Source organism: Aeromonas veronii (assembly GCA_041319085.1).
In the GTDB taxonomy this organism is placed as follows: domain Bacteria; phylum Pseudomonadota; class Gammaproteobacteria; order Enterobacterales; family Aeromonadaceae; genus Aeromonas; species Aeromonas veronii_F.
The window spans coordinates 3,391,458-3,415,378 of record CP101033.1 but is presented as its reverse complement, the minus strand read 5'-3'; the positions used below and the strand labels follow the sequence as shown (position 1 = coordinate 3,415,378).

At 61.2% G+C, this 23,921-nt stretch carries 23 protein-coding genes; 11 read left to right on the top strand and 12 right to left on the bottom strand.

The window, feature by feature from the left end; genetic code table 11:
* Window positions 1–146: 146 nt before the first annotated feature.
* Complete coding sequence (locus NMD14_16160) at window positions 147–1,037, bottom strand: hypothetical protein (GenBank protein XEI32260.1); 891 nt, start codon at window positions 1,035–1,037, stop codon at window positions 147–149.
* Between the two features lie 139 nt (window positions 1,038–1,176).
* On the opposite strand from NMD14_16160, the gene NMD14_16155 reads away from it, so the two are divergent.
* Window positions 1,177–1,524 carry a hypothetical protein gene (locus NMD14_16155; protein XEI32259.1) on the top strand — a complete coding sequence of 116 codons (348 nt, stop codon included), beginning with the start codon at window positions 1,177–1,179 and terminating at the stop codon, window positions 1,522–1,524.
* A 27-nt stretch (window positions 1,525–1,551) separates the two neighbouring features.
* Here NMD14_16155 and ppa read toward each other — a convergent pair whose 3' ends face one another.
* The 5 genes from ppa to hrpB form a co-directional block, all read right to left on the bottom strand.
* Window positions 1,552–2,082 (bottom strand): inorganic diphosphatase, encoded by a 531-nt coding sequence (gene ppa, locus NMD14_16150; GenBank protein ID XEI32258.1) that lies wholly within the window; start codon window positions 2,080–2,082, stop codon window positions 1,552–1,554.
* 216 nt (window positions 2,083–2,298) lie between these two features.
* Window positions 2,299–2,463, bottom strand: a complete 165-nt coding sequence (locus NMD14_16145) for a hypothetical protein (GenBank protein XEI34809.1) — start codon at window positions 2,461–2,463, stop codon at window positions 2,299–2,301.
* A 79-nt stretch (window positions 2,464–2,542) separates the two neighbouring features.
* Window positions 2,543–2,944: a VOC family protein gene (locus tag NMD14_16140; GenBank protein ID XEI32257.1), complete on the bottom strand. Its 402-nt coding sequence runs from the start codon at window positions 2,942–2,944 to the stop codon at window positions 2,543–2,545.
* 58 nt (window positions 2,945–3,002) lie between these two features.
* Window positions 3,003–5,321: a penicillin-binding protein 1B gene (gene mrcB / locus NMD14_16135; protein ID XEI32256.1), complete on the bottom strand. Its 2,319-nt coding sequence runs from the start codon at window positions 5,319–5,321 to the stop codon at window positions 3,003–3,005.
* 109 nt (window positions 5,322–5,430) lie between these two features.
* A complete protein-coding gene (gene hrpB / locus NMD14_16130) occupies window positions 5,431–7,890 on the bottom strand; it encodes an ATP-dependent helicase HrpB (GenBank protein ID XEI32255.1) in 2,460 nt (819 codons plus the stop codon).
* A 178-nt stretch (window positions 7,891–8,068) separates the two neighbouring features.
* On the opposite strand from hrpB, the gene thpR reads away from it, so the two are divergent.
* The 8 genes from thpR to panC all read left to right on the top strand — a co-directional run bounded on the left by thpR (window position 8,069) and on the right by panC (window position 15,000).
* Entirely contained in the window at window positions 8,069–8,611 is a 543-nt protein-coding gene (gene thpR / locus NMD14_16125; GenBank protein XEI32254.1) for an RNA 2',3'-cyclic phosphodiesterase, read from the top strand.
* Window positions 8,608–9,351, top strand: a complete 744-nt coding sequence (sfsA, locus tag NMD14_16120) for a DNA/RNA nuclease SfsA (protein XEI32253.1) — start codon at window positions 8,608–8,610, stop codon at window positions 9,349–9,351. The genes thpR and sfsA overlap by 4 nt, the downstream gene beginning before the upstream one ends.
* Before the next feature lie 119 nt (window positions 9,352–9,470).
* Window positions 9,471–9,920, top strand: a complete 450-nt coding sequence (gene dksA, locus NMD14_16115) for an RNA polymerase-binding protein DksA (GenBank protein ID XEI32252.1) — start codon at window positions 9,471–9,473, stop codon at window positions 9,918–9,920.
* Window positions 9,921–10,028: 108 nt separating this feature from the next.
* Complete coding sequence (gluQRS, locus tag NMD14_16110; protein ID XEI32251.1) at window positions 10,029–10,937, top strand: tRNA glutamyl-Q(34) synthetase GluQRS; 909 nt, start codon at window positions 10,029–10,031, stop codon at window positions 10,935–10,937.
* 344 nt (window positions 10,938–11,281) lie between these two features.
* Window positions 11,282–12,757 carry a polynucleotide adenylyltransferase PcnB gene (gene pcnB, locus NMD14_16105; GenBank protein XEI32250.1) on the top strand — a complete coding sequence of 492 codons (1,476 nt, stop codon included), beginning with the start codon at window positions 11,282–11,284 and terminating at the stop codon, window positions 12,755–12,757.
* An 11-nt stretch (window positions 12,758–12,768) separates the two neighbouring features.
* A complete protein-coding gene (folK, locus tag NMD14_16100; GenBank protein ID XEI34786.1) occupies window positions 12,769–13,278 on the top strand; it encodes a 2-amino-4-hydroxy-6-hydroxymethyldihydropteridine diphosphokinase in 510 nt (169 codons plus the stop codon).
* Window positions 13,275–14,069, top strand: a complete 795-nt coding sequence (gene panB, locus NMD14_16095; protein XEI32249.1) for a 3-methyl-2-oxobutanoate hydroxymethyltransferase — start codon at window positions 13,275–13,277, stop codon at window positions 14,067–14,069. Before folK ends, panB begins: the two co-directional genes overlap by 4 nt.
* A gap of 70 nt (window positions 14,070–14,139) precedes the next feature.
* Window positions 14,140–15,000 (top strand): pantoate--beta-alanine ligase, encoded by an 861-nt coding sequence (gene panC / locus NMD14_16090; GenBank protein XEI32248.1) that lies wholly within the window; start codon window positions 14,140–14,142, stop codon window positions 14,998–15,000.
* A 300-nt stretch (window positions 15,001–15,300) separates the two neighbouring features.
* Here the strand turns inward: panC and NMD14_16085 are convergent, their stop codons facing one another.
* The 6 genes from NMD14_16085 to lptD are packed head-to-tail and all read right to left on the bottom strand — an operon-like array spanning window position 15,301 to window position 22,068.
* A complete protein-coding gene (locus tag NMD14_16085; protein ID XEI32247.1) occupies window positions 15,301–16,122 on the bottom strand; it encodes a symmetrical bis(5'-nucleosyl)-tetraphosphatase in 822 nt (273 codons plus the stop codon).
* A 6-nt stretch (window positions 16,123–16,128) separates the two neighbouring features.
* Complete coding sequence (apaG, locus tag NMD14_16080) at window positions 16,129–16,491, bottom strand: Co2+/Mg2+ efflux protein ApaG (GenBank protein XEI32246.1); 363 nt, start codon at window positions 16,489–16,491, stop codon at window positions 16,129–16,131.
* A 4-nt stretch (window positions 16,492–16,495) separates the two neighbouring features.
* Window positions 16,496–17,323 carry a 16S rRNA (adenine(1518)-N(6)/adenine(1519)-N(6))-dimethyltransferase RsmA gene (gene rsmA / locus NMD14_16075; GenBank protein ID XEI32245.1) on the bottom strand — a complete coding sequence of 276 codons (828 nt, stop codon included), beginning with the start codon at window positions 17,321–17,323 and terminating at the stop codon, window positions 16,496–16,498.
* Window positions 17,313–18,308 (bottom strand): 4-hydroxythreonine-4-phosphate dehydrogenase PdxA, encoded by a 996-nt coding sequence (pdxA, locus tag NMD14_16070; protein ID XEI32244.1) that lies wholly within the window; start codon window positions 18,306–18,308, stop codon window positions 17,313–17,315. The genes rsmA and pdxA overlap by 11 nt, the downstream gene beginning before the upstream one ends.
* Window positions 18,308–19,606 (bottom strand): peptidylprolyl isomerase SurA, encoded by a 1,299-nt coding sequence (gene surA / locus NMD14_16065; protein ID XEI32243.1) that lies wholly within the window; start codon window positions 19,604–19,606, stop codon window positions 18,308–18,310. Before surA ends, pdxA begins: the two co-directional genes overlap by 1 nt.
* 26 nt (window positions 19,607–19,632) lie before the next feature.
* A complete protein-coding gene (gene lptD / locus NMD14_16060; GenBank protein ID XEI32242.1) occupies window positions 19,633–22,068 on the bottom strand; it encodes an LPS assembly protein LptD in 2,436 nt (811 codons plus the stop codon).
* 174 nt (window positions 22,069–22,242) lie between these two features.
* On the opposite strand from lptD, the gene NMD14_16055 reads away from it, so the two are divergent.
* Together NMD14_16055 and NMD14_16050 are read left to right on the top strand one after the other, a co-directional pair.
* The gene (locus NMD14_16055) at window positions 22,243–23,253 is read left to right on the top strand and encodes a phosphotransferase (protein XEI32241.1); all 1,011 of its coding nucleotides are present in this window, start codon (window positions 22,243–22,245) and stop codon (window positions 23,251–23,253) included.
* A complete protein-coding gene (locus NMD14_16050) occupies window positions 23,250–23,918 on the top strand; it encodes a nucleotidyltransferase family protein (GenBank protein ID XEI32240.1) in 669 nt (222 codons plus the stop codon). Before NMD14_16055 ends, NMD14_16050 begins: the two co-directional genes overlap by 4 nt.
* Window positions 23,919–23,921 lie beyond the last annotated feature (3 nt).

Sequence of the window (23,921 nt, the reverse complement as noted above, 5' to 3'; positions counted from 1 at the left end):
ATCGGATCTGTTTAAAAAGTGTTAAATAAGATCGCAATTTAGAAGCATCGGCGCCCGCCAGTCAGGAGATTGGCTGGTAAGGGCGGCTAGAATGGCATGACATCGAGAAAAATCAATAAATTGGCTGCTGGTCTGAGCTGTTTGCGTCAGTAGAGCGACTCGCTGATGAGAGGGATCTTGGCCATGGTCATCTGCTGGGCCAGCAGGGGCGAGCCGGTCAGCAGCACATGGCGCTGATTGTTTATCACCACCACATCACCGGGTACGCCACTGTCTGCCGTAATGGCCAGCCAGGCAGGGGAGACGCTGCCGATGCTGATATCCGGATAGATGATGCTGAGCACATATTGCGGGGCCAGCTCCGCCAGCAGGCTGGCCATCAACAGCGCCTTCTCATCGCTGTCGGCCTTGTTATCCTGCAGCGCTTGCAGCGGCGGAGCGAAGTGATCCAGCTGCTCTGGCTGGGTCGGGATGGCGTTCAGCCACTCCTGTAGCAGACTGACGCTGGTGGCGAGATCCTTGGCGACAAACTGCTGCGCCAGCGGCTTGAGCTGACCCTTGAAGTGGTAAAAGAGCTGGGAGTAATCGGGGCGCACGCAAGGCAGTTTGCGATTGGCCGGATGGACGCAGGGCACCACCCTCATCTGGTAGAAGGCATCCTCCTGATACTGCTGGTAGGCTTGCCAGAACAGCAGCGACTCCATGCTGTTGTCCCGCAGGGTGAAGGCCTGCTCCAGATTGCGAAACTTGGTGGCGGTCTCGGGGCTGCTCTGGTTGATCAGGTTGATGCTGCTGTAGAGCCGCGGGCTGATATAGGCGTAGAGCGTCTCCAGCGGATTAGTGAGGGAAGCCTGCAGCAGGCTCATCTCGTGGCGACTGGCGGCCATCACCTGATCGTTGGTGGTCAGCTGGAAGTGCTTGCGCTGGCCATCGGTGGATTGCCACTGCCAGCTCATGTTGATCTCGCTGGCGTTGCTTGTGGCGCCAAGGGGGGTGCAGAGAGTGAGGCTCAGCAACAGCGCGGGGATCGGCTTCATGGTGGTGCTTCCTGCCGTGGACGATAATTAACAACTAGGTGAGCCGGCACCACTTTGGTGATGTTTCGTTTTGTGATCTGGATAACAGATTGATGTGACTTTTAATTTAATTGTGAAATTAAGTCACTTTGGAGGGGTTATGAAGCCTTGGATCATAGTGCTGTCGGGGTTGCTCAGCCTGCCAGCCATGGCGGGTCAGGTGATCGTCAACAAGGGGCTCTCCGTTGTGGATACCTTTGCCCTGCGTGATCAGCTGGCACGCGAACACGAATGGCAGGAGTGGCTGCGTTACCAGCAGGCCATCAAGTGGCTGGAGGTGTTGCCGGTCAACTGCGAGTTGATGAGCCAGCCGGGCGGCGGCTATCGCTGTGGCGGTGATTACTATCGCCCCTACCAGAAAGATGGCCGTGAAATATACATTCAGGGCAATCCTGCCAAAGATGCAGCCGGTCAGCTGCCGCACACACCGATAAAAAAGGCGCCATAAGGCGCCTTTTTACATACCGGATAACGCTTACTTGGCAGCGTAACGCTCGGCAGAGGTGATGATCTCAGCTTCGGCAGCGGCCTTGTCGCCCCAACCTTCCACCTTGACCCATTTGCCCGCTTCCAGCTCTTTGTAGCGCTCGAAGAAGTGCTGGATCTGGGCTTTCAGCAGTTCCGGCAGATCGTTCACATCCTGGATGTGGTCGTACTGCTTGGTCAGCTTGGAGTGCGGTACGGCCACGATCTTGGCATCTTCGCCAGATTCGTCGGTCATCTTCAGCACGCCAACCGGGCGGCAGCGAATGACGGAGCCGGCCAGCAGCGGGTAGGGGGTCGGAACCAGTACGTCGACGGGGTCACCATCCAGAGAGAGGGTCGCGTTCACATAGCCGTAGTTGCACGGATAGAACATCGGGGTAGACATGAAGCGATCGACGAAAATTGCGCCGCTGTCCTTGTCGACTTCGTATTTGATCGGGTCGGCATTCTGCGGGATTTCGATGATGACATAGATATCGTCGGGCAGGCTCTTGCCAGCCGGTACCAGGTTCAGGCTCATGATAATTCCTTCGTTGTTAGTATCAGGTTTGCAGGCCGATATTATAGCGATGTGATGTTAAATGACCATATTTCAGCGGATATCGCTAACAAAGAAGGGTGATGTTTCCGGTTTGCGGCACTTTGATGTGTACGGGATGCAACAAAACGGCTGTTTTGATGCCCTGCCGCTGACCTTGGTCACCGGCAGGGCATGTGGAGTGGCGAGCAAAAAGGGTCAGAGCGAGTAGGGGAGCCTCGACTCGTTGACCAGCCGCGACAGGGCCGCCACCACCTGAGGGTCAAACTGGGTGCCGGAGCGGGGCTGGATATACGCCATGGTCTGCGCCAGCGTCCAGGGCTCCTTGTTGGGGCGCTCCGCCCAGCCCAGTCCATCGAGCACCGCGTTGCACATCTGCGCGAAACGGGAACGCCCGATATGCTGGCCACCGACAGATAGCAGGCTTTTGGCCGAAATAAGCTCAGCGCGGCACTTCGTAGAGCTCCAGTGGCAGGCCGTCGGGGTCGGCGAAGAAGGTGAAGCGCTTGCCGGTCAGCTCGTCCACCCGCACCGGCTCTACCGCGATCTGATGGGCCAGCAGGTGGGCGATGACCCGGTCGAGGTCGCTGACCCGAAAGGCGAGATGGCGCAGACCGCACGCCTCGGGGCGGGAGGGGCGCTCGGGAGGCGAGGGGAAGCTGAACAACTCCAGCTGGCTGCCGTCCGGCAGGGCCAGATCCAGTTTCCACGACTGGCGCGCTTCACGCAGGGTCTCGGCGATGATGGGCAGCCCCAGCACCTCATGGTAGAAGTGGCGCGAGCGTGGGTAATTGCTGGCGATGATGGCCACATGGTGGATGGCGTCAAACAGCGGAAAGGTCATGGTGTTTCCTTGTCAGCAGCATAGTGAGCGGGCAGCTTGCGCTGCCCGTGTCGTTGATCTAGTTGAAGAAACCGCCGAACCAGTCATCCAGCGCGCTGCGTGGCGTGGCGCTGCTGGCACAACCGGCCGGGGAGCCCATGGTGGAGGCCTTGGCCGGCACCTGCAGGCTGCCCGGGCAGTCGTTGGTGACGTGGGTGCCGCTGGCGCGGGAGAAGTTGGCCCAGGCGACCCCTTCCGGCATCTTCAATCCCAGACTGTTGACGCCGCGCTGGCTCATGTAGCCGCTAAAGAGTTGCAGTGCCCCGCTGGCACCGGTCAAGCCCGCCGGGGTGTTGTCATCGCGACCGACCCAGATACTGACCAGCTCGTTGTTGTCCATCCCGGCAAACCAGGAGTCGCGCAGCTCATTGGTGGTGCCGGTCTTGGCCGCCATGGTGGCGCCGGGAAACTTGTCACTGAGCGCGCGGGCTGTGCCCTGACTCACCGTCTTGGTCATGGCGAACAGGGTCAGCCAGCTCGCTTGCTGGTCGGTGACCCGCTTGGCGGTATGATCATGCTGATAGAGCAGGCTGCCATCCCCCTTGACCACGGCGCGAATGGCCGACAGCGGTTGGGTCAGCCCCTGATTGGCGATGGGCAGATACATCTGGTTCACCTCCATCGGGGAGAGGGCCACCGCCCCCAGCACCAGCGACGGGTAGGGCTGGATCTCCTGCTGGACCCCCAGCTTGTGCAGGGTATCCACCACTTTTTCCAGCCCGACTTGCAGCCCCAGATTGACGGTCGGCACGTTGAGGGAGCTGGCCAGCGCATCCATCAGCGGTACGCTCTGGCGGAACTTGCGATCGTAGTTTTGCGGTGTCCAGACCTGACCATCCTGACCGCGAATGCGGATCGGCTGATCTTTCAGCGGGGTCGCCAGGGTCAGGCCGTTGGAGAGACCGGTGAGGTAGACCGCCGGTTTCACCAGCGAGCCGATCTGGCGGCGAGCATCCAGCGCCCGGTTGAACCCGGCATAGCGGGGATCGCGGCCACCCACCAGCGCCACCACTTCGCCCTTATGCCAGTCGGAGACCACCATGGCCGCCTCCAGCTTCTTCTTGCCGCGCAGCTTTTCGATATCGGCGAGGCCCGATTCGACCGCCCGCTCTGCCGCATGCTGAGCGATGGGGTCGAGACTGGTAAAGATCTTCAGGCCAGACTGCTTGAGCAGATCGGCGCCGAAGCGGCTCTGGATCTCCCGCTTGAGCAGCCCCATAAAGGCCGGGGTGCGGCCATAACTCATCTGGCCACGGGCGATGATGCCAAGGGGCTGGCGGCTAGCCAGCTCATATTCGGCCTGGGTCAGGCTGCCGTGATCCATCAGCAGCTTCAACACCAGATCACGGCGGGTCTTGGCCCGCTCCGGGAAGCGCCAGGGATCGTAATAGGAGGGGCCTTTCACCAGACCGACCAGCAGGGCGACCTGATCGATATCCAGCTCGTTGACCGGAATGCCGAAGTAGAAGTAGGAGGCGAGGCCGAAACCGTAGACCCCTTGCGAGAAGTTCTGCCCCAGATAGACCTCGTTGATATAGGACTCGAGGATCTCGTCCTTGCTGTAGCGATAGTCGATCAGCACCGCCATATAGGCTTCCTGCAGTTTTCGCCACAGGCTGCGTTCACGGGTCAGGAAGAAGTTCTTGGCCAGCTGCTGGGTGAGGGTACTGCCCCCCTGCACGGTGCGACCCGCGATCAGGTTGGCGAACATGGCGCGCATGATGGCGACCGGCGAGACGCCGCCATGCTGGTAGAAGTCGCGATCTTCGGTGGTGAGCAGGGTCACCAGCAGGCTGTCGGGCACCTCGGCGATGCGCACCAGCAGGCGATCTTCACGCTCCTCAGTATTGAGGCGATCGAGCAGCACCGGGTCCATCTGGGCGTAACCGAGCTGGCGCTGGTTCTCCAGCGACTGGATCCCCTCGAGGCGCGGGCCGTTGAAGGTGAGGCGCAGGCCACGGGCACCATCGGCCCCATCATAGAACTCGAACGGACGGCGAATAAGCTCGATGCGGTTGCCGTTGATGGTGTATTCACCCGGCGTGTGAGGCTGGCGCACCTGCTTGTAGCTCAGCATGTTGAGCTCGCGCAGCATCTGGTCTCGCGACAGGCGCTGGCTGGGGTAGAGCTCCAGCGGCCGGCTGTAGACCATCACCGGCAACTGCCATTTCTCGCCATCGAAGCGCTCGCGCACCTTGGTATCGAGGTAGATGCCAAACACCACCATAAAGGCCGCCACCACCAGGGATAGCTTGAAGCCAAGCCAGAACAGCTTGCGCCAGAGGGTGCGTTTGGGCGCGGCCTTCTTGGGGGGGCTCTTGCGTCGTTGGGTTGCCATGGTTCCTCTTTACCTGTTCGTTATTATTCGTTGTGTTGCCATCGCGGCGTAATCGAACGATCGCGGCCGATTATCCATCAAATGGTCGGTGAGATTTCGTTCATCTAACCTACAACCCCATCTTCTTCTTAGTGACCTTGGTCGGCATCGCTTCCAGCGGATTGTCCGGCCAGTAGTGGCGAGGATAGCGCCCCTTCATCTCTTTTTTCACCTGCTCGTAGGAGCCAGCCCAGAAGGCGGCCAGATCGGCGGTGATTTGCAGCGGCCGCTGGGCGGGGGAGAGCAGCTCCACCACCAGTGGCACCCGGCCATCGGCCACGCAGGGGGTCGAACCTTGCCCGAACATCTCCTGAATGCGCACCGGGATCACCGGCGCCTGCCCGGGTTGATAGCGGATCCGCACCCGGCTGCCGGTGGGCGCCGCAAAGTGGCTCGGCAGCGCCTCGTCCAGCCGCTTGGGCAGCGGCCAGGGCAGAGATTGGCGCAGGATGTCGCCGAGGTTGAGCTTCTTCAGCTGCTCCAACCGGGTCATACCGCTCACTGCCGGTAGCAGCCACTGTTCCAGCGTGGCCAGCAGGCTCTCGTCATCCATCGCGGGCCACCCCTCATCGGGCAGCCAGTCGCGGGCGCAGCGCAGACGGGCCAGCAGCCCTTCGCTGCTCTCGTCCCAAGGCAGCACATGCAGCCCCTTGCGGCGAATGCCTTGCAGCAGGCAGCGCCCTTTCTGCTCGTCAGAGAGTTCGGTCAGCGGTCGCTGGCTCAGCACCAGTTCGCCGATCACCTGCTGGCGTTCGGCGCGCACCCGCTCTTCCCGTTCATCCCAGTCGAACCACTGCCGTTCGCTCACCAGTTCCGGCAGCAGGCGTACCAGCTCGTCCAGATCGACCGGTTCGGCGATAAAGATGCGGCTGCCGCGATCGTTCTGGCCCATCTCGATGGCGATGAGGGCCCCTTGTCCCTGACAGGGATGACCTTCTACCAGATCGCAGCTCACCCCACCACTGAGTTGATAGCGACTGCCGCTGCGCAGTTTGCCGATGCGATCCGGCCAGGCGAGGGCGCAGAGCAGCCCGAGCCACTGACCCTGCGCAGTGGCAGGGCGCACGCCAAGCCGTTCAAACCAGCGGGTCGACCCCTGACGCAGAGCGTTTTGACGGCGGTGGAACAGCACCGAGAGGCGCTCCGATCCTCGCAGATCTTCTTCCTGCAACGCCACCAGATAGGCGGCATCGGCGACAATCCCTGTCAGACCCTCGGACTCCAGCTCGCGGGCGCGCAGCAGCATGCGGGCGAGGCGAGGGTGGGTACCGAAGGCCGCCATGGCACGGCCAGCGGGAGTGAGTTGTTGCTCACCCTCCGGCTTCATGGCACCGAGGGCCACCAGCAGCCGCTGGGCGCTGGCGACGGCAGCTGCCGGCGGCATGTCCAGCAGCGGCAGATCTTCCACCTTTGCCCCCCACTGGGCGGCGTCCAGCAGCAGGCCGGTCAGCTCCTGGGTCAGGATGTCTGGCGGGCTCTGCTCGGCGAGCCGCTCCTGCACCTCGCTGCTCCAGAGCCGGTAGCAGACACCGGGGCCGAGACGGCCGGCACGGCCCGCCCGCTGGGTGGCGGAGGATTTGGCTATCTGGCGGGTCTCCAGTCGGGTGACTCCGCTTTTCAGGTCGAACGAGGCGCGCCGCTCCAGCCCGCTGTCGATCACCACCGAGATCCCCTCGATAGTGAGGGAGGTCTCCGCCACATTGGTGGTGAGCACCAGCTTACGGCGGCCAGCAGGCGCCGGTTCGATGGCTGCCTGCTGGGCCGCCATATCGAGGCGACCGTAGAGGGGGGCGAGGGTCACGTCGTCCGGCAGTTTGTCTGCCAGCCCCCCTTGTAACCATTGGGCCAGCCGCTCGATCTCCCCCTGTCCCGGCAGAAAGACCAACAGGCTGCCGCGGTGGGTGGCCAGCGCCTCCAGCACTACGGCGCCGACCTGCGGCTCCAGCCACTGCTGGCGGTTGGCGGGGCGGTAGTGGTAGTCGATGGGAAAACCGCGCCCCTCGGAGCGAACCACAGGGGCATCCGGCAACAAGGTCTCGAGTGCCATGCCATCCAGGGTAGCGGACATCACCAGCAGCTTGAGGTCATCGCGCAATCCCTGCTGGCTCTCGATGGCGAAGGCCAGCGCGGTATCGGCGTGCAGACTGCGTTCGTGGAACTCATCGAAGATGACCAGCGAGACGCCATTCAGCTCAGGGTCTTGCTGCAGCATCCGGGTCAGCACCCCCTCGGTGACGATCTCGAGCCGGGTTCCTGCGCTGGTGCGGCTCTCGCCGCGAACCCGCAGGCCGATGCGCTCGCCCACCTTCTCCCCCAGCTGGCGCGCCAGAAAGCTGGCGATATTGCGCGCTGCCAGCCGCCTTGGCTCCAGCATGATGATGCGGCCGGGCAGCCGGTTCTGGCGCACCAGCTCCAGCGGCAGCAGGGTCGATTTGCCCGCACCGGGGGGCGCCTGCAAGATCACGCTGCTGTGGCTGTCGAGGGCGGCAAAGAGTTCGGGCAATACCGAAACGATGGGGAGCGGGGACAAAGCGATGAGCACCTTCTGTAGCAACCGGTAAAACGGCGCCTATTCTGCCACAGCCACCCGCGCCACCGTGAGTGGATGTGCGGAGATGGCCATTCGGGCGGGCGGCTGGCGAGACATGGCCGGATGGCTGCCATAGAATGGGCCCATCCAATGAGCGTGAAAAAGGCATTATCACCACATGGCCAAACTCTTCTTTGCCCTGCCCGTCAAGGAGCTCGCCCCCGAGCTCATCGCCTGGCGCGATAAGCAGCCCTGGCCCGGTCAGCCGGTGCCGCAAGCCAACCTTCATCTGACCCTGGCCTTTTTGGGGGAGGCGGATGAGTTGACCACCCGCCGCCTGATTGCAGCCGTGGAGCGTCAGCACTGCCCGCCGCTTTCCATCAGACTGGATGAGACCGGCTGGTTCAGCCGGGCCAAGGCCGCCTGGATTGGCCCGAAGGAGTGGCCCAATGAGCTGAACGTATTAGCCCGGGCGCTGCGTCGCCACGGCGAACAGCTGCGCCTTGGCAATGGTGAGCAGGGTTATCGCCCCCATGTCACCCTGTCGCGCAAGGCGGGTGAGGCACCGGCCATCCTGCCAGCCCCAAATTTTCTGCTGCAGGCCGATGAGTTCTGCCTCTATCAATCCCTTTCGACTCCGGACGGGGTGCGCTACGAGCCGCTTGCCTGCTGGCCGCTGCGCGCCCGGGTAAAAGAAGATGCGCGGAGGACGAACCCGTGATCTTTGATCCCCCCCTGCAATCGGGCCAGCTGGTGGCCCGCTACAAGCGCTTTCTGGCCGATGTGCAACTCGATAACGGCGAGGTCATCACCATCCACTGCGCCAACACCGGTGCCATGACCGGCTGCGCCGATCCGGGCACCCGGGTCTGGTACTCCACCTCCGACAATCCCAAGCGCAAGTTGCCCAACAGCTGGGAGATCGCCGAGAGCCCGGCGGGCCACTTTATCTGCGTCAACACTGCGCGCGCCAACCAGATTGCCCGGGAGCTTATCGAGCAGGCGGCCATCGCTCCGCTGGCGGGTTACCGCCGGTTGCGCACCGAGGTGAAATATGGCGAAGAGAACAGCCGCATCGATCTGCTGCTGGAAGATGACGAGAAGGGCAATTGTTACATCGAGGTGAAATCGGTCACCCTGCTCGATGAGCGCGATCAACCGGGCATGGGCTACTTCCCCGATGCGGTCACTGCCCGTGGCGCCAAGCACTTGCGCGAGCTGATGGCGATGAAAGCGGCGGGTCACAGAGCCGTGCTGCTGTTTATGGTGCTGCACTCCGGAATAAGCCGGATGCGCCCTGCAACCCATATAGATCCGCACTATAGTCTGCTAATTGAGCAGTCAATGGCGGCGGGGGTTGAAATTGTATGCTATCGGCCCCATGTTGGGGTGCAAGGCATGGTGGCTCAAGGGTTTATCCCGTTTGAATCTGGTCACCTGTTACCCGAGGGGAGTGCATAAATATTGGAGTGGGTAACATTATTGGTACGGCTCGTTTGCTTACCCGTTACCCTTCTGCTATAGATGTCGCCCTCAATTTATGGATGGCACGGGTAGCGTGCTGAATTAGGAGACAGGGCATGCCAACAGGCGAAAACAGGAAATCTCTGGGCCCCCTGGCCATTGCGGGTGTCGCGCCTTACCAGGAAAAGCCGGGTGAGGAGTACATGAATGACCAACAAAAGGCGCATTTTCGCAAGATCCTGGGTGCCTGGCGCAACCAACTGATGCAGGAAGTGGATCGTACCGTCGACCATATGAAAGACGAGGCTGCCAACTTCCCGGATCCCGTGGATCGTGCCGCGCAAGAAGAAGAGTTCGCTCTTGAACTGCGTACCCGCGACCGTGAACGCAAGCTGATCAAGAAGATCGAGAAGACCTTGCAGCTGCTTGAAGACGATGATTTCGGTTACTGCGAACACTGCGGTATCGAGATCGGTATCCGTCGTCTGGAAGCCCGTCCGACTGCCGACCTCTGTGTCGATTGCAAGACCCTGGCCGAGATCAAGGAAAAGCAGATGGCCGGTTGATCCCGACCCTCTGGTATATGAAAAAGGGGGCTCGCGGGCTCCCTTTTTATTGAGCTTTGGCGGTCGCCCCCAGAATGCAGCCTCAATGAATCGCTTACCCGAACAGTCATGCCCGTGAATACCCCGTCCTCATCCCTTGTGCGCCCCTATGTCGGCCGCTTTGCTCCCTCTCCTTCCGGCCCGCTCCACTTCGGTTCGCTGATCGCCGCCCTCGGCAGCTTTTTGCAGGCCAGATCCCGGCAGGGACGCTGGCTGGTACGCATCGAAGATATCGATCCGCCGCGGGAGATGGCGGGGGCTGCGACCCTGATCCTCAAGACTCTTGAGGCATATGGCCTCGAGTGGGATGGCGAGGTGATCTACCAGAGCGCGCGTCATGACCGCTATGACGAGATCATCGATCAGCTCTATCGGGCGGGGGATCTCTACTGGTGTCGCTGTACCCGGCGGGAGATCATGGCCGCGGGCGGTCTCTACAACGGCCACTGCCGCACCCTCGGGCTGACGGCAGAAGGGTGTGCCGCCCGGCTGCGCCAGCACCATCCGGTCTACCACTTCGACGATCGCTTGCAGGGCCATATCGCGGTGCCAACGGCGCTGGCCGAGGAGGATTTCATTATCCGCCGCCGCGACGGGCTCTACGCCTACAACCTGGCGGTGGTGGTGGATGATATGAACAGCGGCATCACCGAAATAGTGCGTGGCGCTGACTTGCTGGAGCCCACAGTGCGCCAGATAGCCCTCTACCAGACCCTGGGGGCACCGGTGCCCGACTGGGTGCACCTGCCGCTGGCGGTGTTGGCAGATGGCAACAAGCTCTCCAAGCAGAACCATGCGCCGGCGCTGGCGCTTGATGAGGTGCGACCGGCCCTGTGGCAGGCACTGCACTTCCTCGGTCAGTGCCCGCCCCCCGAGCTGATGGCGAGCCGGATCGACGAGATCATCCGGTGGGGCATCGCTAACTGGCAACTAGAACGGGTGCCCGCCAGCGAGAAGATCCCGCTGGACCTTGAGTAAAGAGGGCCGGTTTTCGTGGGGTCTGGTGTGAGCTATGCACAGGTAGACCGCTATTTTTTGGCTCGGTTTGATTCAAATGAGCTGAAGTAACCACATGGTTTTTCATTTGTGCAGGCGTGAGCTATGCGCAGGTAGACCGCTATTTTTTGGCCCGGTTTGATTCAAATGAGCTGAAGTAACCACATGGTTTTTCATTTGGTCAGGTGTGAGCTATGCACAGGTAGACCGTTATTTTTTGGCTCGGTTTGATTCAAATGAGCTGAAGTAACCACATGGTTTTTCATTTGTGCAGGCGTGAGCTATGATAGGCCGCTATTTTTTGGCCTCCCGTCAATTTAGAAGTCATGAAGAGGTGTACCATTTTTTCCCAGATCGCAAACTTTTGCCGCAAGGTGCTCGGCAAGGAAGACGGCGAGCAGTCGGTGGAATCCCCCATTCCAGCCCGTGTCGCCGGTCAACGTCGTACCTTGAGCCGTGATCAGCACCCCATTTCGCGCAAAGAGATCAGCGAGAATGCACTCAAGGTGCTCTATCGCCTGAACAAAGGGGGCTATGAGGCCTACCTGGTTGGCGGCGGAGTCCGGGATCTGCTGCTCGGGAAGACGCCCAAGGATTTCGACATCGCCACCGATGCGACGCCGGAGCAGATCAAGGCGCTGTTCAGCAATTGCCGCCTGATTGGCCGTCGTTTCCGCCTGGCCCACATTGTCTTTGGTCGTGACGTGATCGAAGTGGCCACCTTCCGGGGTCACCACCATCAGGTCAATACCAGCAAACATGTGTCGGCCCAATCTGATGAAGGCATGCTGCTGCGCGACAACGTCTACGGCACCATCGAAGAGGATGCCGAGCGCCGCGACTTTACCGTCAACGCTCTCTACTACAGCGCCAAAGATTTCACCCTGCACGATTTCGAGGGCGGGCTGGAAGATCTGGCCGAGCGCAAACTGGAGCTTATCGGTGATCCCGAGACCCGCTACCGCGAAGATCCGGTGCGGATGCTGCGCGCCGTGCGCTTCGCCGCCAAGCTGGACATGAGCATCAGTCCGCGCACCGCTGCCCCCATCAGGGAGCTGGCGGCGCTGCTGCAGGATATTCCGGCAGCTCGCCTGTTTGAGGAGACCCTCAAGCTGTTCCTGGCTGGCGACGGTCTGGCGACCTACAAGTTGCTGCGTGAGTACGGCCTGTTCCAGCAGTTGTTCCCGCAAGTGGCGGCGCTGTTTACCCCGCACGGCAACTCGCCTTACGAGCAGTTTATCGAGTTGGCGTTGATCGATACCGACACCCGTGTCCGTGAAGAGAAGCGCGTCAGCCCCGCCTTCTTCTACGCCACCCTGTTGTGGGGCTGTGTCGAGGCCCGTGGCCGGGTGCTGGAGAACGAGAGCGGCCTGCCCTGGTATGACGCCTTCATGCTGGCGATCAACGAGGTGCTGGACAATCAGGTGCGGATCATCGCCGTTCCCCGCCGTTTCACCACAGATGTCCGCGATATCTGGGCCCTGCAACAGCGTCTGACCCGCCGTCAGGGCAAGCACCCCGAGCGCGCCATGGAGCATCCCAAGTTCCGCGCGGCGTACGACTTCCTGTTGCTGCGCAACCGGGTCGAGCGTGGTCTCGGCGAGCTGGCCAGCTGGTGGGAGCGCTATGTCGCCTCCAATCCGGATGTGCGCCCGCAACTGCAGCGCGAAGCGACCCGTCGCCCGGCGAGCGGTGAGCGTGCCCCGGCCGGTGAGGCCCGCAGCAACGATGGCGAGAAGCGCAGCAGCAACAGCCGCAACCGTCGTCGCCCCCGTCGCCGCAAACCGAAAGTGGCCGAGTGACCACCGACGTGATGACCGAGGTCTTCATCGCCATTGGTTCCAACCTGTCTGACCCGTTGGGTCAGGCGCGTCGCGCCATCGCCGCCTTAGGCCGGTTGCCGGAATCTGTGCTGGTGCAGGCCTCGTCGTTTTACAGCAGTCGCCCCATGGGCCCTGCTGACCAACCGGACTACGTCAATGCCGTGGCCCGGCTCAACACCCGGCTCGCGCCCCTTGCGCTGCTGGATCAATTACAAAAAATCGAGCTGGAACAGGGACGTGTGCGCAAAGATGAGCGGTGGGGGCCGAGAACCCTGGATCTCGATCTGCTGCTCTATGGCGATCAGGTGATCAATCATGAACGCCTGATCGTACCCCATTACGGCATGAAGGAGCGGGCGTTCGTGCTGCTGCCCCTTGCCGAGATTGCGCCTGCTCTGGTGCTGCCTTGCGGCACCCCGCTCGCCCGACTGGTTGCCCGCTGCCCGAGCAATGATCTCGCCATCATTGCCCCGCGAGCAGACGTACAGGAGCCTCTATGAGCAAGATCACCACCGCCAGCCTGCTGAAGATGAAGCAGGAAGGTCAAAAGTTCACCGCCATCACCGCCTATGATGCCACCTTTGCCAAGCTGTTCGACGACGAGGGGGCCCACGTGCTGCTTATCGGTGACTCGCTGGGCATGGTGCTGCAAGGGGGTCAGGATACCCTGGCGGTCAACATGGATGAGATGGTCTATCACACCCGCTGTGTGGCGCGCGGTGCCAGCAAGGCCCTGGTGATCGCCGACATGCCGTTCATGAGCTACGCCACGCCGGAGCAGACTTACCAGAACGCCGCCCGCCTGATGGCGGCCGGTGCCCGCATGGTGAAGATGGAAGGGGGCGACTGGCTCTGCGACTCCATCCGCCACCTTACCCGCAACGGGGTGCCGGTGTGCGGTCACCTCGGCCTTACCCCGCAATCCGTCCATGTCTTTGGCGGCTTCAAGGTGCAGGGGCGCGATGAGTTTCAGGCCCAGGATATCTACCGTCAGGCCCTCGAACTGCAAGCGGCCGGTATCCAGTTGTTGGTGCTTGAGTGCGTGCCCACTGCGCTGGCCGAGCGTATCACCAAGGCGCTGCGCATTCCGGTGATCGGTATCGGTGCCGGTCCTGCGACCGACGGCCAGATCCTGGTGATGCACGACGCCTTCGGCATCACCTCCGGCTATGTGCCCAAGTTCACCAAGAACTTCCTGGCCGAGACCGGCGATGTGCGCGCTGCTATCCGCCTCTATGTCCAGCAGGTGAGCGAGGGGAGCTTCCCTGGCCCGGAGCACTGCTTCAACTGAACCTGACTGTTGCACGAAGGGGGCTACGGCCCCCGTCTCTCTTTTTGATTTATCGGAAGGTGAACTGCTGATGTTGGTCGTAAATAATCCCGTCGCTCTGCGTGAGCAGATAAGCCAATGGCGCCGTGAAGGGCGTGCTATCGCATTCGTGCCTACCATGGGTAACCTGCATCAGGGTCATCTGACACTGGTGAAAGAGGCGCACAGCTACGCCGAGAAAGTGGTGGTCAGTATCTTCGTCAACCCGATGCAGTTCGACAAGGCCGAGGATCTTGCCAACTACCCGCGCACCCTGGAGCAGGATTGCGCTGCGCTGGAAGCGGCTGGCGTCGACATGGTGTTCACCCCGACCCCGGAGATCATGTACCCGCAGGGGCTGGCGAGCCACACCTTCGTCGAGGTGCCGGGTCTTTCCGCTCTGCTGGAGGGGGCGCTGCGTCCTGGCCACTTCCGCGGAGTCAGCACAGTGGTGACCAAACTGTTCAATCTGGTGCAGCCGGATGTGGCCTGCTTTGGCCAGAAGGATTACCAGCAGTTGGCGCTTATTCGCAAGATGGTGGCCGACATGGCGATGCCCATCGAGATCGTCGGTGTGCCGACCGTGCGTGCCGAAGACGGGCTGGCGCTCTCTTCGCGCAACGGCTACCTGACTGCTGCCGAGCGAGCTATTGCCCCCGAGCTGGCGCGCACCATGAACTGGATCGCCGAGCAGATCGAAGCGGGCGATCACCACCTGCCCTCCTTGGTGGCCCAGGCCAGCCAGCGCTTGGACAAGGCCGGTTTCCGTACCGATGCCATCGACATCGTCGATGCCGCCACCCTCGAAGCGGCCACCGACCAGAGCGAGCAGTTGGTGATCCTGATGGCCGCTTATCTTGGCAAGGCCCGCCTTATCGACAATCGGGTCGTTGTCCTCATCAGTAAAAGCTAAGACTCGCCGTTCTGATGGCCGACCCTTATATCCCTGAGGCAAGGCCCCCTTATCCCATCGGTCAGCCGCATACGGTGAGGCGCTGATTGCTCAGACGCAGCCTCTTGTCGTCACTTGGCTTGCGGGGAAAGGGGTGGCGATCAGGCATCATCTTCATAGCGCCACAGGGTGAGGCGCTGATGGCTCAGACGCAGCCTCTTGTCGTCACTTGGCATAAGCGGGACAAGGGGTAGCGATCAGGCGTCATCATCATAGCGCCACAGGGTGAGGCGCGGATTGCTCAGACGCAGCCTCTTGTCGTCACTTGGCATAAGCGGGACAAGGGGTGGCGATCAGGGCATCATCTTCATAGCGCCACAGGGTGAGGTTGTTGCCCCATACGCAGCCGGTATCGAGCGCCTTGATGTCCTGTTTGCCGGTGCTGCCCATCAGGGCCGCCCAATGGCCGAACACCAGAATGGGGTCATCCACATGGTGCTCGCGCTGTTCGAACCAGGGGCGCAGCCCCGGAGTCGACTCCTTGGGCCCCTTCTTGCATTTGAAGTCGAGACGACCGTCGAAATAGCAGAAGCGCATCCGGGTGAAGGTGTTGATGATGTAGCGGTAGCGGTCGATCCCGACCAGATCATCTTGCCAGCCATCGGGCTGATCGCCATACATGTTGTGCAGCAGCCACTGGTATTGATTGCCGCGCAGCAGGCTCTCTACCTCGCGGGCGCAGTTGCGGGCGGTGCGGGCATCCCACGCCGGGGAGATACCGGCATGCACCATCATGATGGGGAGATCCGGATGCTCGGCCAGTAGCGGGCGGTGGCGCAGCCATTCCAGCAGTTCATCCCGATCCGGCGCCTCCATCAGGCTCTGCAGCTTGTCTTTCTTCTTGAGCGGCGCAACGCCATCGGCGACCGCCAGCAGGTGCAGGTCGTGGTTGCCGAGCACGGTGACGGCGCGGTTGCCCAGCCCTTTGACGAAACGCAGGGTATTGAGGGAGTCCGGGCCGCGGGCGACCAGGTCGCCACAGAGCCAGAGCACGTCTTTATCGGGATCGAACGCGGCTAGATCCAGCAGACGGCGCAAGTCGTCGTAACAGCCCTGGATGTCACCGACAAAACAGTTCGCCATGAAACCTCAGTTGATAATATTGGGGATGGCCAGCGTGAAGGGGGCGATGGGCGCCTCGAACGGCTGACCAGAGCCATCTTGCAGGGTATAGCTCCCTTCCATCACCCCTAGCGGGGTCGCCAGCGGCACGCCGCTCTGGTAGCGGTAAGTCTCACCTTCGGCAATGACGGGTTGTTCCCCGACCACCCCCGGGCCTGCCACTTCCTGCATCTTGCCATTGGCATCGGTGATGAGCCAGCGCCGGTGCAGCAATTGCACCGGGCCGGGCCCCAGATTCTCAATCTCGATCAGATAGTGAAACTGGTAAGGGTCTTTGGAGCCCGCCACATACACGGGGTATGGGCGGATCTCGAGGTGCGGGTGAGCCACAGGATCAGGCCTGTTGCTGATCCGCCAGCCAGTTGGCGATGATGACGAACTGCTCGAGGGAGAGGTTCTCCGGGCGCAGGTTGCCATCGATACCAAGCTCGGTCAGCTGGGCGTCGGTGATGAAGTTGGAGAAGCTGTTGCGGATAGTCTTGCGACGCTGGCCAAAGCCCTCGGTGCAGACGCGGCTCAGGCAGCGCATGTCTTTCGCGACCAGAGTCGGGTTCTTGTGCGGGATCAGGCGTACCACGGCAGAGTCCACTTTCGGCGCCGGTTTGAAGGCGCCCGGGCCCACTTCCAGCACTGGCACAACCTGGCAGTAGTACTGCACCATGACGCTCAGACGACCATAGGCCTTGCTGCCCGGGCCGGCACACATCCGCAATACCACCTCTTTTTGCAGCATGAAGTGCATGTCTTCAACCCGGTCGGCAAATTCGCACAGGTGGAAGATGAGCGGGGTGGAGATGTTGTAGGGCAGGTTGCCGAAGATGCGCAGCGGCGGCTTGCCTTCACCCATCAGAGTGCCGAAGTCAAAACGCATGGCATCCGCTTCGATGACGGTCAGTTTGTCCTTGAGGGTCGGGTGCTCGCGCAGGCGAGCGGCCAGGTCCCGGTCAAGTTCGACCACGGTCATCTTGTCCATCTGGGAGGCGACCGGTTCGGTCAGCGCGGCCAGACCCGGACCGATCTCCACCAGATTCTGACCCGGCTGCGGGTTGATGGCGGCGACGATCTGGTCGATCACATAGCGGTCGTGCAAGAAGTTCTGACCGAAACGCTTACGGGCCGTGTGGCCCATGTGCACCTTATTGCTCTGCACCTTACTGCTCATATCTTATTTTCTCTACCATCTTGATGGCGTGGTTAATCGCGGTGATCAGGCTGCCCGAATCCGCCAGGCCCTTGCCTGCCAGATCCAGCGCGGTGCCGTGATCCACCGAAGTGCGGATGAAGGGAAGCCCCAGGGTGATATTGACCGAACTGCCGAAGCCCTTGTATTTGAGCACAGGCAGCCCCTGGTCGTGGTACATGGCGAGTACCGCATCCGCATCCTTGAGGTATTTCTCCTGGAACAGGGTGTCAGCTGGCAGGGGGCCGACCAGATCGATTCCCTCTTGGCGCAGGGTGGCCAGAGCGGGTTCGATCACGTCAATCTCTTCACGTCCGAGATGGCCACCTTCCCCGGCATGGGGGTTGAGGCCGCAGACGTAAATACGGGGTTTGGCGATGCCAAATTTGGTGGCGAGATCCTCGTTGAGGATCCGGATCACCTTACCGAGGCGATCCTCGGTGATGGCCATTGCCACATAGGCCAGCGGAATATGGGTGGTCGCCAGCGCGACCCGCAGCCCCTCGGTTGCCAGCATCATCACCACATCGGCGGTGCCCGACTGCTGGGCAAAGAACTCGGTGTGGCCGCTGAACGAGACCCCGGCCTGATTGATGATCCCCTTGTGCACCGGTCCGGTCACCACGGCGGCAAATTCGCCGCTCATGTTGCCATCGCAGGCGCGCTGCAGGGTCGCCAGCACATAGGCGCCATTGCCTTCGCTGAGCTCGCCCGGCACCACGGGGGCGCCGAGGGGGATCGGACAGACGGTCAGGGTGCCCGCCCGCTGCGGATGGGCAGGGGCGGCGGCTTCATAGAGCTCAAGCTCGATGGACAGCCCCAACAGGGCGGCCCGCTCGCGCAGCAGCGCCGGATCGGCGATCACCACCAACTGGTGGGGCCAATCCTGCTGGGCAATCTGCAGCACCAGATCCGGACCGATCCCGGCCGGTTCGCCCGGGGTAACGGCAAGGCGACGGCAGCTCATCAGCTCCCAGCGCCTTCGATTTGGATGTAAGCCTCGTCACGCAGCTCATCCAGCCACGCCTGGGACTCTTCCACGAAGCGGCGGTTGTAAATCAGCTGGTAGGCGCGCTGCTCCTGAGCCTTGTCGGTGGCATCCTGGCTGCGGCGATCTTCCACCTGCACGATGTGCCAGCCGTGAGAGGTGCGGAACGGAGCACTGATCTGGCCCGGTTGCAGGCGGTTGACCATGTCACGGAACTCCGGCACATAGACGTTGGGATCAGACCAGCCCAGTTCGCCACCCTGCACCGCAGAGCCCGGATCTTCGGAGTACTTCTCCGCCATGCTGGCGAAGTTGGCCTTGCCGCTCTTGATGTCGTGCAGAATACCATCCAGCATCCCCTTGGCTTTCTCTTCGCTCAGGATGATGGAGGGCTTGATCAGGATGTGGCGGGCCTTCACCTCGGTCTGCATCACCTGCTGCTGACCCTTGGTGTCAAATACCTTGACGATGTGCAGGCCGGCGCCGGAGCGCAGCGGGCCGACGATGTCGCCCTTCTTGGCTCCCTGTACCGCTTCGGCCATCAGGGTGGGCATCTCTTGCGGGCTCATCCAGCCCCAGTCACCCCCTTCCAGCGCCTTGGGACCGTTACTCTCGGCAATGGCCAGTTTGCGGAAGTCGGCACCTTGCTTGAGGGCAGCCAGAATGCGCTCGATCTTGCTCTTGGCGGCATCCAGCTGGGCGGCGGTGGGGTTGTCCGGCAGGGCAATCTGGATATGACCGACGTGGTATTGATCCTGCTGTTGACCCTGTTTCTTCAGGATCTCCACCACCTGCTTCACCTCCTGCTCGGAGATGTTGATACGGCGGCGTACCTGATTGCGGCGCACCTCGTTCATCAGGATCTCGCGGCGCACCTCTTCCCGATACTGGGCATAGGTCATCCCTTCACGGGCGAGCTGGGCGCGCAGCTGATCCAGGGTCATCTTGTTGTCGGCGGCGATGCCCTGAATAGCCTGTTCCAGCTGGGTATCGCTGATCTTCAGCCCCTGGCGATCCGCCAGTTGCAGTTGCAGGCTCTCCTGGATCAGACGATCCAGCGCCTGTTTGCGCAGGGTGGCGTCGTCAGGCAGGGACTGGCCGCTCTCTTGGGCGGAGAGTTTTACCTTGTTGACCAGTGCGTCCTGTTGGCTGGACAGCACCACGTCCTTGTTGACCACGGCCAGCACCTTGTCCATCAGCTCGGGCGCAGCCAGTGCGGCCTGGCTCATGGCGCCGAACATTCCCGCGGTCAGCAGGGCAATCAGGGTCTTTTTCATATCCATCTCTCAAGGCTGGGCCAGCATCATTGCTGGCCTTTCAGATTAAACGGGCGAACATAGGGCAGCAGCTCGGTATCCATGGTGACACTGCGGCCACCGGTACCCACGCTGCCAAGTCCCTTCATTTCAAACTGCAGACCAATGACTTTTTCCGAAGTGGGCTTCAGGGTGACGTTGTCTGGCTGGTTGTGCCACTCCAGGCTCATGTTGATGCTCCAGCAGCAGGAGTCGTATTTGACACCGATCTTGCGGTCAATGTTCACATCCTGCTTGATATCACGGTAGTAACCGCCATACATCTGCCACTGATCGGCGAGCGGCGCCATCATCACCAGACCCGCCTGGTCCAAATCCTCGGTCAACGCTGTGTTGTTGTAGTTTCTATTACCGTCCTTGATGTAGCGGTAGTTGACCTGGGTGGTCAGCTTGCCGGCCCGGTATTCGACCGCCCCGTTGCCCGCCGTAAATTCCCCCTCGGAGGTGTCGTACTGGGTCCCCGCGTGGGCAAACCACTCATCGGTGATCCGGGCATCCCCCTCAAACGAGAGCAGCGAGCGGGCGTTGGTACTTTTCGGATCGGACGGGTAGAGACGCACCTTGGGTGGTGTCACTTCAAAGGCTTGGGCTACCGCCAAACGCAATCGTTCATCACCCGCATTGTCATAGACCCGGCTGGTCAGGCCAGCGGTAACCCGGTTGGCATCGCTGATGCGGTCGAGACCGGCAAAGCGGCGATCGCTGAACAGGCTGTAGTAGTCCTGACGGGTGGTGGTGGAGTCGTAGATCCCGATCTCACTCTGATCCCGATAGGGCACATAGAGGTACTGGAACTCGGGCTCCAGGGTCTGGGTCCCCTTGCCATCATACCAGTCAACCGAGCGATCAAAGTTGAGGCCCCCCTTGAGGCGGAAAGAGGGAAGGGTGCGGGTAATGGTGCCCTCTTTCAGGGTTAGCTGTTTGCTGTCTGCATCAGTGAAGCGGCTGCGGTCCTGGCTAACCAGATTATCGGGTACCTCCTGGTTATAGGAGGTAAACATCAGCTTGTACTGACTGGTCAGGTAGTAACCCGGTGCATCCACCAGCGGCACGGTCAGGGTCGGTGCCAGATGCAGACGGGTGGAGGTATAGCGTTCACCGGCCTGCTGGGCGTTAGCGTTACCACTGTCATAGCCAAACTTGGTCAGCTCGCTGTTCCAGGCCAGATCGAACCACTTGCCTTGCTGGTAGTAGTTGTAGTCGATACGCGGCAGCATCTCGTGGGGGAGCTGTGCACCCGCAATCAGGATCTGGTAGCGGCGCACCTCGGAGGTAAGGTTCCAGTTGCGCTGGTAGTAGCCGGCAGTAAAGGATTGCTGCAACTGACTGTCGACCTGGGTGCCCACTGGCGGGCTGAAGTCGTTGAAGTAGTTGTAATCCTTGTCCCGCACCTGGGTGTAGTCGATGCCCAAACGCAGGGCGCCATCCATCAGGGCGGAGCCGTGACGGACGTTCATCAGGTAGCGGTGGCCATTGGACATGGCCTGGTTGAGGCTCGGCGTTTCGTTGTACTGCTTGTCATCCGCCAGATTTTCAAAGTAGAGGGTGCCGGCGTGGGCGGGGTCCGGCATATAGCGGAACTCCACCTGCTCCATCAGGCCGCGTTTGTCCATAAAGCGCGAGGTGATGGTGGCATCGTAGTTGGGGGCAATGTTCCAGTAGAAGGGCTGGGTGATCTCCAGACCGTTACTGGAACTCTGGGTATAGCCCGGATAGAGCAAGCCGGTCTTCCGCTCATCCTTTATGGGGAAGTTGATATAGGGGAAGTAGAACACCGGGTAGTCATAGAGCCAGAGGCTGGCGTTCCACGCCTCGCCAAACACCTCTTTCTGGTCGATGTCGATGCTGCCCGCCTTGAGGGTCCACACTTCCTGACCGGGGGGGCAGGTGGTGTACTGGGCCCCCTCCATGGTGATGTTCTGGTTGTTGTTGGTCATCACCACGCGTTTGGCAAAGCCGCGTACCGGTGAGCCATGCACCTGATACTTGCCCTCTTCCAGTTCGGAATTCTTGGTATCCAGGTTCGATTTAAGGGTCTTGTCGCTGGTGACGGTCACCTGACCGTCGTTGTAATAGATGTTGCCGATGGCGATGACATCCCGGCTCTTCTGGTCGAGCTGGGCATAGTCGGAGTCAAACTTGCGAACCCCCTGACGAACCTTGACGTCGCCTTGATAGACGGCGGTGCCGCCCTGTTTGGCCTCGAGACGGTCGGCATCAACCTCGACCGGTTGCGCGTTGGCATCCTGGCCCGATGCAGGCTTCTCTATCTTGGGAACATAGTCATAGCAGAGACTATCGAGAATGCCGGTGGCTGGCGGCGCTTCGAACGGGGCCGCCTGCACCATCATAGAGGTGAGTGCGGGGGCCAGGCTGATAGTCAGGGCGATGGGATAGCGGCACCCCAGTGTCCATTTTGTCATGTGAAAGACTCGTGCAATCCGTGATAGATACGGTTGATCCAAGGCATGCATTTTACGACAGGTTTCATCGAGTTGACATTGCATGTCATTGCTTTATGTTAGCCGGCAATGATAAAGCATTATTGCGGCCAGGGCTAACAGCCAAGTGCTGCTTTCCACCTTGGTCCTCTACTTATGCACGATCGCGATTCCCTGCTATTGCAGTGGGCACGCCGTATTTCCGGTGATGCCAATCTTCAGTTGACCCTCATTTCCGGTGATGCCAGCTTCCGCCGCTACGCTCGTGGTGGTGGTCTGGTGTGGGTGGATGCCAATCCTAAAACCGAAAAAAATCATGAGTTTGTTCGTAACGCTGCCGCCTTGCAGGCGCGTCAGCTGCTGGCGCCAGAGGTGAAGGCGGTGGACTACGAACAGGGTTTGCTGGCGGTCAGTGACCTGGGCGATACCCAGCTGATCAGCTGCCTGAATGAGCACAATGTGCTGGCCTGGTACAGCAAGGCGATTGATTTGCTGCCCCGCCTGGGGTCGGTCGATCTGACGCTTGAGCCCTTTGATGCGGCTTTTATGGCGCGGGAGAACAGCATTTTCCCCGAGTGGCTGCTTGGCCATCATCTGCAACTGACCCTGAGCGATGAAGAGCAGCAGTTGCTGGACGAGACCTTTGCCTGCCTCACCGCCTGCAATCTGGCCCAGCCGCAGGGGGTGATGCACCGGGATTTCCACAGTCGCAATCTGATGGTGTGTGGCGGTGATACCCCCGAGAGCAGCACCCTTGCCATCATCGATTTTCAGGATATGGTCATCGGGCCGCTCACCTATGACCTCGTTTCCCTGCTCAAAGATTGCTATGTGCGCTGGCCGGACGAGGTGATCGATGAAGGGATGCGCCACGGTTTTGCCACTCTGCAACAGGCGGGTCTGCTTGGCGAGCTCGATTATGCCAGTTTCCGTCGTGATGCCGACCTGACCGGCATGCAGCGCCACCTCAAAGCGGCCGGGATCTTCACCCGGCTCTATCATCGCGATGGCAAGTCCGGTTATCTCAAGGATATTCCCCGCACCCTCGGCTACGTGGTGGATGTCTGTCGCACTCACGGTAGCGCCTATCCGGTACTGGCCCGTTTTGGGCAGTGGTTGGAGCAGGTGGTGTTGCCCGGGATGGCCAACGCCGGAGTGAAACCATGAAAGCGATGATCCTGGCCGCTGGCCGTGGCGAGCGGATGCGCCCGCTGACCGACCTGCTGCCCAAGCCGCTGCTGGCGGTGGGGGGCAAGCCGCTCATCGTCCACCATATCGAAAAGTTGAAGTCAGCTGGCGTGACCGAGCTGGTCATCAACCACGCCTGGCTCGGCCACAAGCTGGTCGAGAGCCTTGGTGATGGCAGTGCGCTTGGGGTGACCATCCACTGGTCAGCCGAGGAGAGTGCGCTGGAGACCGCGGGTGGCATCGTGCAGGCGCTGCCACTGCTGGGCGTAGCCCCTTTTCTGGTGATCAACGGCGATACCTGGCTCGATCTCGATTATCACACACTGGTCAGTCAGCCCCTTGGCGGGGATCTGGTCCACCTCTGGCTGGCGCCCAATCCGCCCCAGCACCCGAGCGGGGACTTTGCCCTGCAAGCCGGGCGAGTCGTGGATACGCCAGCGTTTACCTTCAGTGGGGTCGGACTATATGATCCGGCGGCCTTTGCCGGTCTCGCTGGCGGTGCCCGCAAACTGGCGCCGCTGCTGCGTGACTGGATGGCGCAAGGGCGGGTGGGCGGCAGCCTGCTCGCTGGCGAGTGGCGCGATATCGGCACGGTCGATCGACTGCGCGAGCTGGATGACCAGCTCCAGGCCCGCACTCATTAACTT